Source organism: Saccharothrix mutabilis subsp. mutabilis (genome assembly GCF_039521145.1).
Classification (GTDB): domain Bacteria; phylum Actinomycetota; class Actinomycetes; order Mycobacteriales; family Pseudonocardiaceae; genus Actinosynnema; species Actinosynnema mutabilis.
In genome coordinates, this window is record NZ_BAAABU010000005.1 from 369,603 (window position 1) to 384,489 (window position 14,887).

Consider the following 14,887-nt stretch of genomic DNA (forward strand, 5'->3'; position numbering starts at 1 on the left):
TTGCCTAGTGTTAACAATTCCGGTACGTGGGTCTCACCACACCGCGCCCACCCGCGCCCACCTGCCCGAACGGGTGCGCAGGAGGATCGTCACCAGCCGCAGCGCCATGAACGCGGACAGTCCGGTCCAGATCCCGGTCAGCCCCCAGCCGAAGGCGAGGGACAGCCAGATCAGCGGCAGGAAGCCGAGCGCGGCGGACAGCAGGGTGGCGGTCCGGAGGAACTTCGCGTCCCCCGCGCCCAGCAGCACCCCGTCGAGGGCGAACACGACACCGGCGACGGGCTGCAACGCCACGAAGAACCACCAGGCGTGCGGCACCTCGCCCAACACCGCCGGGTCGGACGTGAACAGCCCGGGGATCACGCCGGACAGCGCCGCGAACAGCAGTCCGAGGACCACGCCGAACACCAGCCCGTAGCCGGTGATCTGCCAGGCGAACCGCTTGGCCTGCTCTTGTCGGGACGCCCCCAGCGCCTGCCCCACGATCGCCTGGGCCGCGATCGCCAGCGAGTCGAGCACGAGCGCCAGGAACGTCCACAACTGGAGGACGATCTGGTGCGCGCCCACGGCCGCGACCGAGGTCCGCGCGGCCACCGAGGCGGCGGAGATGAAGCAGGCCTGGAACGCGAGCCCCCGCACCACCAGGTCCCGCCCGAGGCCGAGTTGGGCGACCATCAGCTTGGGCTGCGGCCGAAGCGGCACGTCCTCCGCCTTCAACGCCCGGAAGAACAACCCCGCCGACACGACCTGGGCAACCACGTTGGCCACCGCGCTGCCTTCGAGCCCCCAGTCCGCGCCGTAGACGAGAACGGGGCAGAGCACGGCGGACAGCCCGTTGCCGAGGAGCACGTACCGAAGCGGCCGAACGGTGTCCTCGACCCCGCGCATCCACCCGTTGCCCGCCATGGTCACCAACACGAACGGCGCCCCCAGCACCGCGATGCGCAACCAGGCGACCGCTTGCCCGGCGACTTCGTCCCCACCGAGGACCCGGGCCACCGGCCAGGCGACGGCTTGGAGGAGGAGCACGGCGAGCACCCCGGCGGCCAGCGCCAACCAGGTCGCCTGCACACCTTCCTGCACGGCCTCAGCGCGCCGCCCCGCTCCGAACAGGCGGGCGGCGCGGGCGGTGGTGCCGTAGGAGAGGAAGGTCAGTTGAGTGGCCACTTGGGTGAACAGCACGCCACCCAGCGCCAGCCCGGCGAGGGGCAGCGCACCGAGGTGACCGACCACGGCGGTGTCGACCAGGACGTAGAGGGGTTCGGCGGCCAGGACACCGAGCGCGGGCACAGCCAACCCGACAACCCGCCTCGCAGACACCCGCTCCGACACAGCCCACCTCCTCCGGTCATCCCACCTTCTCACGCCCCACCGACACTCCAACCGATCGGAAGCACGGCACACCCTTCGCGCGAAGCGCGGCACTTCGCCGCGCAGCGGCGGGCTGGGCTCCCAGCCACAAGGGGCCTTCGTGTTCCCCACCGTATGACCTGCCCGAAGGGCTACCACACTTTTCGGGGGTCGGGCCAAAAAGTTTTGCGAGGAACGAGCAAAAGTTTTTCGACCGACCCCCGAAAAGTGTGGTCGGCTCCGCCAGGTCATGCGGTGGGGAACACGCAGGCCCTTCCCCCCCACTGGAGGCCTCCCGGCCGCTTTTATCTTTAGAGCGCTTCGCGCAACGCGCGAAGCGCTTCCAAGCGCGAAGCGCGTTCATCCTTAGTTAGCGCGGAGCGCGTTGCGTTTAGACGCGCGAAGCGTGGGCTTGAGAGCGACAGCGCAAGTTCAAAGCGTAAAAGAGCCTCGCCGGCGGGCGAGCCACCGAAGATGGACACAACTACCAAAGCGGGGGCTTCTTGCTTGTCCCATCTCCGCATGACCCGGCAAAGCCGACCACATTTTCCCGGGGTTGGTCGAAAAACTTTTGCTCGTTCCTCGCAAAACTTTTTGGCCCAACCCCGGGAAAATGTGGTAGCCCTTCGGGCGGGCCATACGGAGATGACACAAGCAAGAAGCCCGGCTTGGGTTGTGTCCCCTCCGGTGGACTGCCCGTTCGGCGCTTCGCGCCGGTGTTAAGCGCTGGTGACGGTGTTCAGGGCTTCTCGTAGTTTGGTGAGGACGTCGTCGGCTTCGCCTCGGGCCGTGAAGCCTGCGGCCAGGCGGTGGCCGCCGCCACCGAGCAGCTGCGCGACCTCGCGGACGTCCACCTTCGACACCGCGCGTAGTGACACCGACCAATAAGCCGGTCGCAACTCCTTCAGCACAGCGGCGACTTCGGCCTCCGCCGTGGTGCGCACCAGGTCGACCACGCTCTCGACCTCTTCGGGCCGCAAGCCCTCGGCGTCTTCCAGCGTCACCACGGCGTGGACGAAGCCCAAGCCGCCGGCGCCCGCCGGTTCCAAGGTGGCCTTCGACAGGACCTTGGCCAACATCCCCAGGTACCCGAACGGGTGAGAGTCCATCAACGGCCTGGCGACGGCCTCCGCGTCCACACCGGCATCCAGCAGGCGCGCGGCCACCAGGTGGGTGGATGAGGACGCGTGCCGGAACGACCTGGTGTCGGTCACCAAACCCGCGTAGACGCACCTGGCGACCGGCTCGTCCAGCTCCACGCCCAGCTCGTCCAACAGGCGCAGCACCACCAGCGCGGTGGCCTCCGCCGTGTCGTCCACGACGTTGACCGTGCCGTACCCGGGGTTCGACACGTGGTGGTCCAGGACGATCACCGCGCCGGCCTTCTCCACCCGGTCCGCCAGCGGGCCCAGGCGCTTGACCGAACCGGTGTCCAGGGCGACCAGCACCTCCGGGGCCTCGGGCACGGCGGCGGCCGGGACCAGCAGGCCCTCGACGTCGAGGTCCCGCAGGGTTTCCGGCACCTCGTCCGGTGCGCCGAAGGACACGCGCACCCGCTTGCCCATCCGGTGCAGGACCAGGCCCAGGGCCAGGGCGCTGCCCAGGGCGTCGGCGTCCGGGTTCACGTGGGCCAGGAGGGTCACGTCGGTGGCGTCGGTCAGGGTCCGGGCGGCGGCCCGCAGGGGGGCGTTCAGGTCAGTGGACACGACAGGAACGCTAGTCGGCTTCCTCGGCTTCGCGAGGGGCCTTGTACGGGTCTGCCTCACCCGCGGGTTCGGCACCCGAAGCCAGGCGGGCCACCTCGGCGTCCTGCTCGCGGGCCTTGGCCAGCAGTTCGTCCATCTGCCGGGCCGCTTCGGGCACGGTGTCGGTCACGAACGACAGGGTCGGCGTGAACCGCACCCCGGTCTGCTGGCCGACCATCGTCCGCAGGACGCCCTTGGCCTTCTCCAGGGCCGCCGCGGCGCCCGCGAGGTCCGGTTCCGAGTCGAGCTTCTCGCCCAGCACGGTGTAGTAGACCGTCGCGTCGTGCAGGTCGCCGGTCACCCGCGTGTCGGTGATCGTCACGCGCGCCAGGCGCGGGTCCTTCACCTCGTGTTCGAGCGCGGAGGCCACGATCTGCGAGATCCGCTTGGCCAGCTTGCGCGCACGTGCCTGGTCGGCCACGGCGCTCCCTCCTTCACACCCCGGCGGTCGAACGCGGCGACCGGCCGGCTAGTCGTCCTCCGGCCCCACCAACCGGTGGCGGGCGGAGAGAAGTTCCAGTTCGGGGCGTCCCGCGACGAGCCGCTCGCACGCGGCCAGGACGTCCCTGACATGTTCGGCATCGGCGGCGACGGCCGCCACTCCGATCAGCGCTCGGCGGTGCAGGTCCAGGTGGCCCGCCTCGGCGACGGACACCTCGAACCTGCGCCGCAGCTCGGCCACGACGGGCTTCACCACGGACCGCTTCTGCTTCAACGAGTGGACGTCGCCGAGCAGCACGTCCAGCTCAAGGGCACCTACGTACAAATGTGATCACCGTGGGTGGTGCCGGGGGCTCCCCTCGCGGAGAGCCCCCGGCGGCCGGGAGAACATCAGACGCGCGGCTTCTCGCGCATCTCGAAGGTCTCGATGACGTCGCCGACCTTGAGGTCGGAGTAGTTGCCCAGCGTCAGACCGCACTCGAAGCCCTCGCGGACCTCGGTCGCGTCGTCCTTGAACCGCCGCAGCGAGCTGATCGGCAGGTTCTCCTGGACGACGTTGTTGTCGCGCAGCAGGCGGGCCCGCGCGTTGCGGCGGATCTCGCCCGACAGCACCATGCAACCCGCGATCGTGCCGACCTTGGAGGACTTGAAGACCTCGCGGACCTCCGCGCGGCCCAGCTGGACCTCTTCGTACTCCGGCTTGAGCATGCCCTTGAGGGCCTGCTCGATCTCGTCGATCGCCTGGTAGATCACCGTGTAGTAGCGGACGTCCACGCCCTCGCGGTTGGCCAGCTCGGTGGCCTTGCCCTCGGCCCGGACGTTGAAGCCCAGGACGATCGCGCTACCCGCGACGGCGAGGTTGATGTCGCCTTCGGTGATGCCACCGACACCGCGGTGGATGACCCGCAGCTCGACGTCGTCGCCGACCTCGATCTTCATCAGGGCGTCTTCCAGGGCCTCGACGGTACCCGAGTTGTCACCCTTGATGATCAGCGTGAGCTGGCTGGTCTCCTTCAGCGCGGCGTCGAGGTCCTCCAGGCTGACGCGCTTGCGCTTCGCCGCGTTCATGGCGTTGCGGTTGCGGGCCTGGCGGCGCTCGGCGATCTGCCGGGCCACCCGGTCCTCCTCGACCACGAGGAAGGTGTCGCCCGCGCCGGGCACCGAGGTCAGACCGATGACCTGGACCGGACGCGACGGGTACGCCTCGGTGACGTCCACGCCGTGCTCGTCCACCATGCGGCGCACGCGACCGTAGGCGGCGCCCGCCACGATCGAGTCGCCCACGCGCAGCGTGCCGCGCTGGACCAGGACCGTGGCGACCGGACCGCGACCGCGGTCGAGGTGCGCCTCGATGGCGACGCCCTGCGCCTCCATCTCCGGGTTGGCCCGCAGGTCGAGCGAGGCGTCGGCGGTCAGCAGGATCGCTTCCAGCAGGCCGTCGATGTTGATGCCCTGCTTGGCCGAGATGTCCACGAACATGGTGTCGCCGCCGTACTCCTCGGCGACCAGCCCGTACTCGGTGAGCTGCTGGCGGATCTTGGCGGGGTTGGCCCCCTCCTTGTCGATCTTGTTGACCGCGACCACGATCGGCGCTTCGGCCGCCTGGGCGTGGTTGATCGCCTCCACCGTCTGCGGCATGACGCCGTCGTCGGCCGCCACCACGATGACCGCGATGTCGGTCGAGTTGGCGCCGCGGGCACGCATGGCGGTGAACGCCTCGTGACCCGGGGTGTCGATGAAGGTGATGAGGCGCTCGGTGCCCTCCAGCTCCGTGCGGACCTGGTAGGCGCCGATGTGCTGGGTGATGCCACCCGCTTCGCCCTCGGCCACCTTCGCCTTGCGGATGGTGTCCAGCAGGCGCGTCTTGCCGTGGTCGACGTGACCCATGACGGTGACGACCGGCGGGCGGACCTGGAGGTCCTCCTCGCCACCGGCGTCGTCGCCGTAGGTGATGTCGAACGTCTCCAGCAGCTCGCGGTCCTCCTCCTCGGGGGACACGACCTGCACGACGTAGTTCATCTCGGAGCCGAGCAGCTCCAGGATCTCGTCGGACACCGACTGCGTCGCGGTGACCATCTCGCCGAGGTGGAACAGCACCTGCACCAGCGAGGCCGGGTTGGCGTTGATCTTGTCGGCGAAGTCGGTCAGCGAGGCGCCGCGCGGCAGGCGGATGGTCTCGCCGCTGCCCTTGGGCAGGCGGACGCCACCGACCGAAGGCGCCTGCATGTTGTCCATGTACTCCTGGCGCTTCTGCCGCTTGGACTTGCGTCCGCGACGCGCCGGACCACCCGGACGACCGAAGGCGCCGGCCGCGCCACCGCGACCGCCGGGGCCACCGCCACCGGGACGACCGCCGCCACCGCGGAAGCCGCCACCGCCGGCCGGGGCACCGCCACCGCCGCCGCCACCGGGGCCGCCGCGGAAGCCACCGCCACCGCCACCGCCACCACCGGGACGGAAGCCGCCACCGCCGCCGCCCCCACCGGGACCGCCGCGGAAGCCACCGCCACCGCCGCCACCGGGACGACCGCCGCCGCCACCGGGACCGCGGCCACCGCCACCGGGGCCACCGCCCGGACGGCCACCGCCGCCGGGACCGGGCCGCGGACCGGCCGGACGACCGGGCATCATGCCCGGGTTCGGCCGCGGCGGCATGTTGCCCGGGTTCGGGCGCGGACCGCCGGAGCCGGCGCCGCCGCCGGGACGGGGACCGCCCGGACGCGGGTCACCGGGACGCGGGCCGGCCGGACGCGGGTCGCCCGGCTTGGGCGCGCCGCCGCGCTCGCCGCGGTCGGGACCGGGCTGGGAAGGACGCGGCGGGGCCGGACGCGGAGCCGGAGCGCCGCCGCCCACGCCGAAGGGGTTGTTGCCCGGACGCGGCGCGCGCGGACCCGCGGGCTTGGGGGCCTGCGGCTTCGGCGGCACGACGGACGGACCGCCCTGCGCGGCGGCCGGCTGCTGACGCGGGCCGGGACGCGGCGCGCCACCGGGCTTCGGACCCTGCTGCTGCGGGGTCGGAGCCTGGAACGGGGCCTGGGTGGACGCGGCCGGGGCCTGCGGGGCCGGAGCCGGGGTGGCCGGCGCGGCCGGGGCCTGGGCGGCGGGCGCCACCGGGGCCGGGGCGGCCGGAGCCGGCTTCGGCGCGGGCTTCGGGGCCTGCGGCTTCGGGCCGGGCACCGGGCGCGGGCCCGGCTTGCCGACCGGGGCCGCGGGCTTCGCGTCGGTCTTGGACTCGGACGGGGCCGCGCTCGCCTGCGGCTTCGGCGGCGCGGGGCGCGCGCCGGCCGGCTTGGGCTTCGCCTCGGACTTCGCGGCGTAAGCGTCACGCAGCCGCCGGGCCACGGGGGCCTCGACGGTGCTGGACGCGGACTTCACGTACTCGCCCTGGTCGGCGAGCTTCGTGAGCAGTTCCTTACTAGTGACACCGAGCTCTTTCGCGAGCTCGTGCACACGGGCCTTACCTGCCACTGCACTCCTCTGGTGATGAGGCCGGCGGCAGTCCCGTCGACCTCGTCTTAACGTCGCGCGTTCATGTCTTCAGCTTCACGGCTGACTCATGACGGGTCGACCTGCTTCCTTGCTTCCTGGCGGTCCCGGGGCGATCCCGTGACCTGGTGCTCCTGCTGCGCGAGGTGCCCGCGCACGCGTTCCACGTCGAGCGGCCCCGGGACCTTGAAGGCCCGCGGGAACGCCCGCCGCTTCTCGGCGTCGCGGAGGCAGCCCGGATCGGGGTGCAGCCAAGCTCCCCGGCCGGGCAACCGCCGACGCGTGTCCGGGACCACGGCCCCGTCCACGACCACGACGCGCAGCAACTCGGAGGGCAACGTCCGGGCGCGGCATCCTATGCACGTACGAACCGGGCCGTTGTGCGTGAAAACCGATCCCCGACGTTGAACCACTGAGAAGTCTATCTCCTGACGCTCAATCAGCCGAACCGGATGTCGCGGCGCCCGTCGGGGCACCCGCCACATCGCTGCGGATGTCGATCTTCCACCCCGTCAGCCGGGCGGCCAAGCGGGCGTTCTGGCCCTCCTTGCCGATGGCGAGGGAGAGCTGGAAGTCCGGCACGACGACGCGCGCCGTCTTGGCCCGTTCGTCGACCACCCGTACGGACACAACCTTCGCAGGTGACAGGGCATTCCCGACGAAGGTTGCCGGGTCCTCGGAGAAGTCGATGATGTCGATCTTCTCGCCCGCCAGCTCGCTCATGACGTTGCGCACCCGGGCGCCCATCGGGCCGATGCACGCGCCCTTGGCGTTGACGCCGGGGACCGTGGAGCGGACCGCGATCTTGGAACGGTGACCTGCCTCACGTGCCACCGCGGGGATCTCCACGGTGCCGTCGGCGATCTCCGGGACCTCCAGCGCGAACAGCTTGCGCACGAGGTTCGGGTGGGTCCGGGACAGGGTGATCTGCGGGCCGCGCGCGCCGCGGGAGACGCCCACGACGTAGCACTTGATCCGCGAGCCGTGCTCGTAGGCCTCGCCGGGCACCTGCTCGGCGGGCGGCAGGACGCCCTCGGTGTCGCCGATCTGCACCACGACCATGCCGCGGGCGTTGGCGCGGGCGTCGCGCTGCACGACGCCGCCGATGATCTCGCCCTCCTTGGCGGAGAACTCGCCGAAGGTGCGCTCGTGCTCGGCGTCGCGCAGGCGCTGGAGGATGACCTGGCGGGCGGTGGTGGCGGCGATGCGGCCGAAGCCCTCGGGGGTGTCGTCCCACTCCTCCAGGACCTGGCCGTCCTGCCCGATCTCCTGGGCGAGCACGCGCACGACCCCGGTCTTGCGGTCGATCTCCACCCGCGAGTGCGAGTGGTGGCCCTCGGTGTGCTTGTAGGCGGTCAGCAGGGCGGTCTCGATGGCTTCCAGGACGGTGTCGAAGGGGATGTCCTTGTCCCGTTCGATCGCCCGCAGTGCGGCGATGTCGACGTTCACTCCGACTCCTCCTTCGGCGCGCGGCCCTCCAGGAGCGCGAGCTCCTCGACGGGCGGCTGCTTGAACTCCACTTCGACGACGGCGCGCTCGATCGTCCGGTACTCGACGCGGCGCAGCTCGCCCTTGACCAGCAGCACGACGCCCGTGTCGTCGGCTTCGCCGACGCGGCCGAACCACTCGACCTGGTCGGGCTGCTTGACCTTGACCAGGCGCAGCCGGGCGCGCTTCCAGTGGCGCGGCCTGGTGAGCGGGCGGTCGGCGCCCGGCGAGGTCACTTCGAGCGTGTACGGGCCCGCGATGAGGTGCTCGTGCGCGTCGAGGGCGGCGGACACGGCGCGGCTGGCCTGCGCCACCTCGTCCAGGCCGATCCCGTCGTCGCCGTCCACGACGACCTTCACCAGCCGGCGACGCCCAGCCTGGTTCACGTCGAGCGTTTCGAGGTCGAAGCCGATGGCCTCGACCGCTTCCCGCACGACGGGTGCTAGCTGCGCGGCGAGATCTCCGCGCGGCGGGCTGGACACGTGGTGACTCCTTGAGCTTCGAGTGCAGAGGGCACGGCGACCCCGGCCGACGCTGCACGCCGCCGGCCGTGGTCGCCCAGACTATCTCGTCTCCGGGGTCCCGCACGCCGCAGAGGCGATCACGGCGGCTCTGGCAGGATCGGGACGCGTGATCGGAACAACGGCGCTCAGCAGGCGCGGCGTGCTGGTGGCGGTCGCGACCGCGCCGCTGGCAGTAGCGTGCACCACACCCCCGCCTCCCCCGCCGCCGCCGGACGTCCTGGAGGACCTGCTCCGCGCGGCCCGCTCGGACGCGGCCCTGGCCACGGCGGTGGGCGCCCCGGAGACGGCCGCGGCGCGGGCGGAGCACGCGACCCGCCTGGCCGCCGAGATCGACCGGGCAACCCCCAAGGTCCCCACGACGTCTTCCCCTTCGTCGGCCGCGCCCACGTCGGTGGCGCCGCCCGCCGGGGCGACCCGGGAGCAGTTGGTGGCGGCGTTGCGGGCGGCGCAGAAGCAGGCGGCCGACCTGGCGCCGACCGTGCCGACCCACCGGGCGGGCCTGGTGGCGTCGGTGTCGGCGGGGTGCGCGAGCTTGCTGGAGGCGCTGGCGTGAGCGTGGATGCGGTGCAGGACGCGTTGGCGGCCGAGCACGCGGCGGTGTGGACGTACGGACTGGTCAGCGCGTTCGTGGAGCAGCAGGCGGCGGCCGTGGCGGAGGGCGCGCTGGCGCACCGGTCCCGCCGGGACGTCACGGAGCGCTGGTTGCGCGACAAGTCCGCCACACCCCGCCCGCCGGCGCCGGCCTACCTGCCGCCGGCGCCGGTGGACAGCGCGGCGTCGGCCATCGCGGCGTTGATCGCCGTCGAGACGGACGCTTGTGTGGCCTGGCGCGGGGTGGTGGAGCGGACGGAGGACGCGGAGCTGCGCAAGAGCGCTCTGGACGCGCTGACGACATCGGCGATCCGGGCGACCCGCTGGCGCAGGATCGCCGGTGTGACGCCGATCTCGATCACCCTGCCCGGCACCGCGGTCGGCTGACCCGGGCCGAGCGGGACGCCCCCGCCCGGCTCAGGAAGCCAGGCGCAGGGCGTCGTTGCTGATCCGGTCGAGCAGCTTGCGGTCGCGGTCGGCGGACTTCGCCGCGCCGTAGAAGTCCGACTCGACGATGACCAGCTCGCGGCCCTTCAGGGTGGACGCGTACTCGCCGTGCGCCACCCAGTCCGGACCGCCCGGCACCTTCGCCACGCCCTCCCGCGAGAGGTCGTAGATGTTGCCGGTGTTGTCGCCGTCGAGGAACTTCTTCAGCTCCGTCGCCGCCTTGTCGTCCGCCATCTTCACCACCACAACGGACACCAGCACCTGCTTGCCGCCGGCGCTCACCGTGTAGAGCGACCGGGACAACTGCTGGCACGGCGTGGTCGTGAAGTACTCCTTCGCCTTGCCGTAGGCGTGCGGCGCGCACGAGCTGTCCAGGACCGGTTCCGGCGCCTGGGGTGCTCGGGCGAAGGAGAACTCGCCCGTCGGGGCGGTGGAGGTCGTGGTCGGCGGGGTCTCGGTGTCGCCCTTGGACATCACCACGAGCCACACGAGCCCGGACACCAGCGCCACGCCGACCAGGCCCAACCCCTTGAGCAGCCAACCCTTCCGCGGCGGCGGCCGACGAGCGGGCGCGGGCCGGGGAGCGGGCGCCGAACCCATCAGCGAGTCGAGCTGCCCGATCTCCGACCGCCACAGCGGTGCGGTGTCCGACGGTCGCGCCGGAGGGACGCGGGGTAACCGTTGGGTCACCTCTTCAGGTGATTCGGGAGGAACCGACACAAACCGTCACGGTAACGGACGGCCGCTACGCGAGCGCTTCGAGCACGAGATCGACGTCTTCGGAGGTGTTGTAGAGGTGGAAGCCGAGCCGGGTCCGCCCGGCGCGGCTCGCCGACCGCACCCCGGCCGCCGCCAGCCGCGCCGCCTGCTCGTCGGTCAGCTCCAGCGACACGATCGCGCTCCCCCGCGCCGGCAGCCCCAGCGACGTGAGCAGCGAGTCCGCCAACGCCACGTTGTGGTCGCGCACGGCGGCCAGGTCCAGCGACGCCAGGTACGGCAGGGCCACCGCCGCCCCGTACTGCGCGAGCCACACCGGCGAGATGTCCAGCCGGCGGGCGTCGGGCGCGAGCCGCAGCGGCAGGCCGTAGACGGAGGTCCACGGGTCGTCGCCGGCCCACCAGTTGGCCGCGACCGGCTCGGCGCGCTCGATCCCCGCCGGGGAGCACGCGAGCCACGCCGACCCGCGCGGCGACAGCAGCCACTTGTACCCGGCGGCGACGACGTAGTCCGCCCAGGCCAGGTCCAGCGGCAGCCACCCGACGGCCTGGGTGGCGTCCAGCAGGACGGGCACGCCCGCCGCCCGCAGCGCGTCCAGGTCCACGATCCGGCCGTCGGCGGACTGCACGACGCTCACCGCGACCAGGTCGTGCCCGGCCGCCGCCGTGGGCACGTCGGCCAGCTCCACCTCGGTGACCTCGCACCCGCGCGCCGCGAACGGGAACGTCAGCGACGTGAAGTCCCCGCGCGCCACCAGCACCCGCGACCCGGGCCGCAAACCCACCGCCACGTTCGCCACCAGCTGCGACACCGACGCCCCGATGGCGACCCGCGACACCGGCGCGCCGACGAGCTTGCCGAAGGCCTCGCGGGCGGTGTCCACGGCCGGTTCGGCGCTGGTGGGACCGTCGAGGCCGCCCGCCCACCGGCGCACGGCGTCGGCCACCTCGGCCGCCACGGGCGCGGGCGGGACGCCGATGCTCGGGGTGTTGAGGTAACCGGCGGGGACGTCGAAGGTGGAGCCGAAGGAGGTGCGCATGACCTCTATCACTACCGTGGATCGTTCAGCTAGTCCATAGTTTTACCGATGAATCTCAGGCATTGAGCGCCTCGGACGCCAATTTGTCCGGTCGGGCATCCTTGCGGCGCGCGTAGACCTGCTTGCGGACGCGCGCCACGACGGTCCCGTCCTCGGCCACCACGTCCACCGGGAACCACAGCAGCGCCTTGCCGCCGTCCGCCGCCTGCGCCCGCAGCTCGTCGAGGTGCTCGTCGGTCAGCGTGAACTCCGCGTGCACGGTCCCGCGACCCGGCTTCACGAAGTCGATCTCACCCGCCCGGTCCCACACCACGTGGTCGCGGCCCAGGTGGCGCAGCACCAGCAGCATCCAGAACGGGTCGGTCATGGCGAACAGCGAGCCGCCGAAGTGGGTGCCCACGTAGTTGCGGTTGTACCAGCGCAGGCGCATGCGCACCTTGGCGTGCCGGTAGTCGTCGGACAGGGCGACGACCCGGATGCCGGCGAACAGGAACGGCGGCCACAGGTTCATGCCCCGCCGCAGACGAGAAGCCTTCATGCGAGGCATGTTACTCGCCAGTAATGTCAGTGCAGCCGGATGATGTTGCCCGTCACCCGCTTCGCGGCGGGCGAGCACAGGAACGCGATCACGTCCGCCACCTCCTCGGGCAGGCCCACCTTGTGCCGCGCGCGGACGGCGTCGTTGACCCAACCCGTGTCGGTGACGCCGGGGTTGACCACGTTCGCGGTCACGCCGTGCGGGCCGAGTTCGGCGGCGGCGGACATGGTGAAGTTGTCCAGCGCCGCCTTCGCCGCGCCGTAGGACACCTCGCTGGGGAACCCGTTCGGCCCGCCCGAGGTCAGCGAGACGATCCGGCCCCAGTTGCCGCCGCGCGCCAGGTGGCGGCGGGCGAACTCGGCGATCAGCAGCGCGCCGGCGCGGGCGTCCACGGCGAACTGGGCGTCGAACGTCTGCGGCGTGACCGCCTTGAGCACGCGCCCGAACTGGTCGGTCTCGGTGGCCAGGAACGTGTCCTGCACCCAGCCGGAGGCGTTGTTGACCAGGACGTCCACCGGTCCGAACAGGCGCTCGGCGGTGTCGAACAGCAAGGCGGGCGCGGTGGTCTCGGTGAGGTCCACCTCGATCGCGTGCGCCTTGCCGCCGGCCTCGGTGATCGCGGCGACGACGGCGTCCGCGCCGGCCTCGCGGGCGGTGAAGTACTCCTCCGGCACGCTCGGGTCCGGCGCGGGCGCGTAGCGCAGGAAGGTGATCAGGACCTGCACGCCCCGCGCGGCGAGGGCCTGCGCGGTCGCGGCCCCGATGCCCTGGTTGGCGCCGGTGACGATGGCGGTGTGCTGCACGAGACCGAATCCTGCACGATTGATCCATGCGCAGTGAAGAGATCGAGATCCGGACCGGCGGCGAAGAGGTGGTCCACGACCTGACCCGCGCGTGCGAGGACTTCCTGCGCGACGAGGACGGCGACGGCCTGCTGCACGTGTGGGTGCCGCACGCCACGGCCGGCCTCGCGGTGCTGGAGACCGGCGCGGGCAGCGACGACGACCTGCTCGCCGCCCTGCGCGACCTGTTGCCCAAGGACGGCCGTTGGCGGCACCGGCACGGCAGCCCCGGTCACGGCCGCGACCACGTGCTGCCCGCGCTGGTGCCGCCGTACGCGACGATCCCGGTCCTAGGCGGTGCGCTGGCGCTGGGCACCTGGCAGTCGATCTGCCTGGTCGACACCAACGTCGACAACCCCGTCCGCAAGGTCCGGCTGAGCTTCCTTCGCGGGTAGCAGCACGATCAGCCACCCGGCCCTTCACCGCGAGGCCGCCGTCGGCTTGTCGCGCCGCCTTGCCCGCCGATCAGCCCTTCCGATCGGCGGGCAAGACGACGCGACGGGCCGACTCCGAGGCGGCCTCGCCGCGCGACGGAGTCGCGCCACCCGACACCGCAACCCCGTCCGCAAGGTCCGGCTGAGCTTCCATCGCGGGTAGCAGCAGGATCAGCAGGCCGGCCAGCGCGATTCCCACGAACACCCACACCTGCGCGGCTTCGAGCGTGCCGTTCTGGAGCAGGGCGCGCAGGCCCTCGGTGGAGAACCGGAACGGCGTCCACGACCACAGCAGCGCCCGGTACGCCGGGTTGAGCAGCTCCGGCACCTGGCCCGCGACCGCCGGGGCCATCAGGTACAGCGGGGCCAGCACGGCCATCGCCCGCAGGCCCAGCACCCGGAGCAGGCCGGTTTGGAGCAGCGCGAAGGACACCGCGACCAGGGCGAGGTAGCCCAGCACGTCCCAGCCCAGCGGCAGGGCCGGGTCCCACCACGCGAAGAACCCGGCGACCACGGCCACCGCGAGCACGGCGGCGGTGGTCGCGCCGAGCAGCCGCGCCCCCACGCCGACCCGGGCGCGGCTCCGCGCCGACAGCACCGTGAACGCCGCGCCCGCCACGAGCCCGCCGATCCACAGCAACGCGCTCGCGGCCAGCGGCGCCGTCCGGCCCGCCGCCGACGCCGGGTCCAGCGTCACGACCTCGGCGGGCAGCCCCGCCCCCTGTGCCACCCCGGTCAGCACCTGCTGGGCGACCTGCGTGCCGGACGGGTTCACCGCTCCCGACAGCACGACCGTCGCGCTCCCCGGCGCGAGTTCGAGCACCCCGTAGACGTCCTGCGCCTTGAGCAGGTCCCGCGCCTCGTCGGGCGCGGCCACCCGCCACGCCACCTCGGCGGCGTCGGCGCCGGCGAGCTTGTCCGCCACCGCGCGCAGCTGCGGCGGGGCGTCCGCGCCGACCGCGACCGCCAGCGGCACGTCGGCGGGGTGGACCGTCGCCTGCACGCCGAACGTGACCAGCCCGAGCACGAGCGCCACGAGCGCGCCGACGACGGCGGCGGCCACCGCGACGACGGCGGCGGCCACCGCGACGACGGCCGGCGGCCGGTCCTGTGGTGTGGCCATGACTGCCTCCAGAACTTGTTCATCACCTGTTGAATTGGGAGCGTACGACTGGCCCGCACACAAGTCAACGCGTGCTGAATTAGCTGGGGCGGCCCGGCCGGCGGAACCGGCGGGGTACGGTT

General features: G+C 72.3%; 16 protein-coding genes. 3 read left to right on the plus strand and 13 right to left on the minus strand.

Going from position 1 to position 14,887, the window contains the following annotated elements; all coding sequences use genetic code 11:
* Positions 1-33 precede the first annotated feature (33 nt).
* The 8 genes from ABD126_RS15730 to rimP form a co-directional block, all read right to left on the minus strand.
* Positions 34-1,290, minus strand: a complete 1,257-nt coding sequence (locus tag ABD126_RS15730; protein ID WP_343934554.1) for an MATE family efflux transporter — start codon at positions 1,288-1,290, stop codon at positions 34-36.
* Between the two features lie 779 nt (positions 1,291-2,069).
* Positions 2,070-3,056 carry a DHH family phosphoesterase gene (locus ABD126_RS15735; protein ID WP_343934555.1) on the minus strand — a complete coding sequence of 329 codons (987 nt, stop codon included), beginning with the start codon at positions 3,054-3,056 and terminating at the stop codon, positions 2,070-2,072.
* A gap of 10 nt (positions 3,057-3,066) precedes the next feature.
* Complete coding sequence (rbfA, locus tag ABD126_RS15740) at positions 3,067-3,516, minus strand: 30S ribosome-binding factor RbfA (protein ID WP_343934556.1); 450 nt, start codon at positions 3,514-3,516, stop codon at positions 3,067-3,069.
* A gap of 48 nt (positions 3,517-3,564) precedes the next feature.
* Positions 3,565-3,861: a DUF503 domain-containing protein gene (locus ABD126_RS15745; protein WP_041315031.1), complete on the minus strand. Its 297-nt coding sequence runs from the start codon at positions 3,859-3,861 to the stop codon at positions 3,565-3,567.
* A 65-nt stretch (positions 3,862-3,926) separates the two neighbouring features.
* The gene (gene infB, locus ABD126_RS15750) at positions 3,927-7,004 is read right to left on the minus strand and encodes a translation initiation factor IF-2 (protein WP_343934557.1); all 3,078 of its coding nucleotides are present in this window, start codon (positions 7,002-7,004) and stop codon (positions 3,927-3,929) included.
* Between the two features lie 86 nt (positions 7,005-7,090).
* Positions 7,091-7,360, minus strand: a complete 270-nt coding sequence (locus ABD126_RS15755; RefSeq protein ID WP_425542821.1) for a YlxR family protein — start codon at positions 7,358-7,360, stop codon at positions 7,091-7,093.
* A 97-nt stretch (positions 7,361-7,457) separates the two neighbouring features.
* Entirely contained in the window at positions 7,458-8,471 is a 1,014-nt protein-coding gene (gene nusA / locus ABD126_RS15760) for a transcription termination factor NusA (RefSeq protein WP_343934559.1), read from the minus strand.
* Positions 8,468-8,992, minus strand: a complete 525-nt coding sequence (gene rimP, locus ABD126_RS15765) for a ribosome maturation factor RimP (RefSeq protein WP_343934560.1) — start codon at positions 8,990-8,992, stop codon at positions 8,468-8,470. Before rimP ends, nusA begins: the two co-directional genes overlap by 4 nt.
* A gap of 148 nt (positions 8,993-9,140) precedes the next feature.
* On the opposite strand from rimP, the gene ABD126_RS15770 reads away from it, so the two are divergent.
* A complete protein-coding gene (locus ABD126_RS15770) occupies positions 9,141-9,587 on the plus strand; it encodes a twin-arginine translocation signal domain-containing protein (protein WP_343934561.1) in 447 nt (148 codons plus the stop codon).
* The gene (locus ABD126_RS15775) at positions 9,584-10,012 is read left to right on the plus strand and encodes a ferritin-like domain-containing protein (RefSeq protein ID WP_343934562.1); all 429 of its coding nucleotides are present in this window, start codon (positions 9,584-9,586) and stop codon (positions 10,010-10,012) included. The genes ABD126_RS15770 and ABD126_RS15775 overlap by 4 nt, the downstream gene beginning before the upstream one ends.
* Positions 10,013-10,042: 30 nt before the next feature.
* On the opposite strand, the gene ABD126_RS15780 is transcribed toward ABD126_RS15775, so the two are convergent.
* The 4 genes from ABD126_RS15780 to ABD126_RS15795 are packed head-to-tail and all read right to left on the minus strand — an operon-like array spanning position 10,043 to position 13,169.
* Complete coding sequence (locus ABD126_RS15780) at positions 10,043-10,762, minus strand: hypothetical protein (protein WP_343934563.1); 720 nt, start codon at positions 10,760-10,762, stop codon at positions 10,043-10,045.
* A gap of 55 nt (positions 10,763-10,817) precedes the next feature.
* Positions 10,818-11,828 (minus strand): aminotransferase class V-fold PLP-dependent enzyme, encoded by a 1,011-nt coding sequence (locus ABD126_RS15785; protein ID WP_343934564.1) that lies wholly within the window; start codon positions 11,826-11,828, stop codon positions 10,818-10,820.
* Positions 11,829-11,883: 55 nt separating this feature from the next.
* Positions 11,884-12,366 carry a DUF4442 domain-containing protein gene (locus ABD126_RS15790; RefSeq protein ID WP_343934565.1) on the minus strand — a complete coding sequence of 161 codons (483 nt, stop codon included), beginning with the start codon at positions 12,364-12,366 and terminating at the stop codon, positions 11,884-11,886.
* A gap of 26 nt (positions 12,367-12,392) precedes the next feature.
* Positions 12,393-13,169, minus strand: a complete 777-nt coding sequence (locus tag ABD126_RS15795; protein ID WP_343934566.1) for an SDR family NAD(P)-dependent oxidoreductase — start codon at positions 13,167-13,169, stop codon at positions 12,393-12,395.
* 26 nt (positions 13,170-13,195) lie between these two features.
* Between ABD126_RS15795 and ABD126_RS15800 the strand changes: the two genes are divergently transcribed.
* Positions 13,196-13,603, plus strand: coding sequence for a YjbQ family protein (locus tag ABD126_RS15800; protein ID WP_343934567.1), 408 nt, complete (start codon positions 13,196-13,198; stop codon positions 13,601-13,603).
* Between the two features lie 70 nt (positions 13,604-13,673).
* Here the strand turns inward: ABD126_RS15800 and ABD126_RS15805 are convergent, their stop codons facing one another.
* Positions 13,674-14,765 (minus strand): YhgE/Pip domain-containing protein, encoded by a 1,092-nt coding sequence (locus ABD126_RS15805; protein ID WP_343934568.1) that lies wholly within the window; start codon positions 14,763-14,765, stop codon positions 13,674-13,676.
* Positions 14,766-14,887 lie beyond the last annotated feature (122 nt).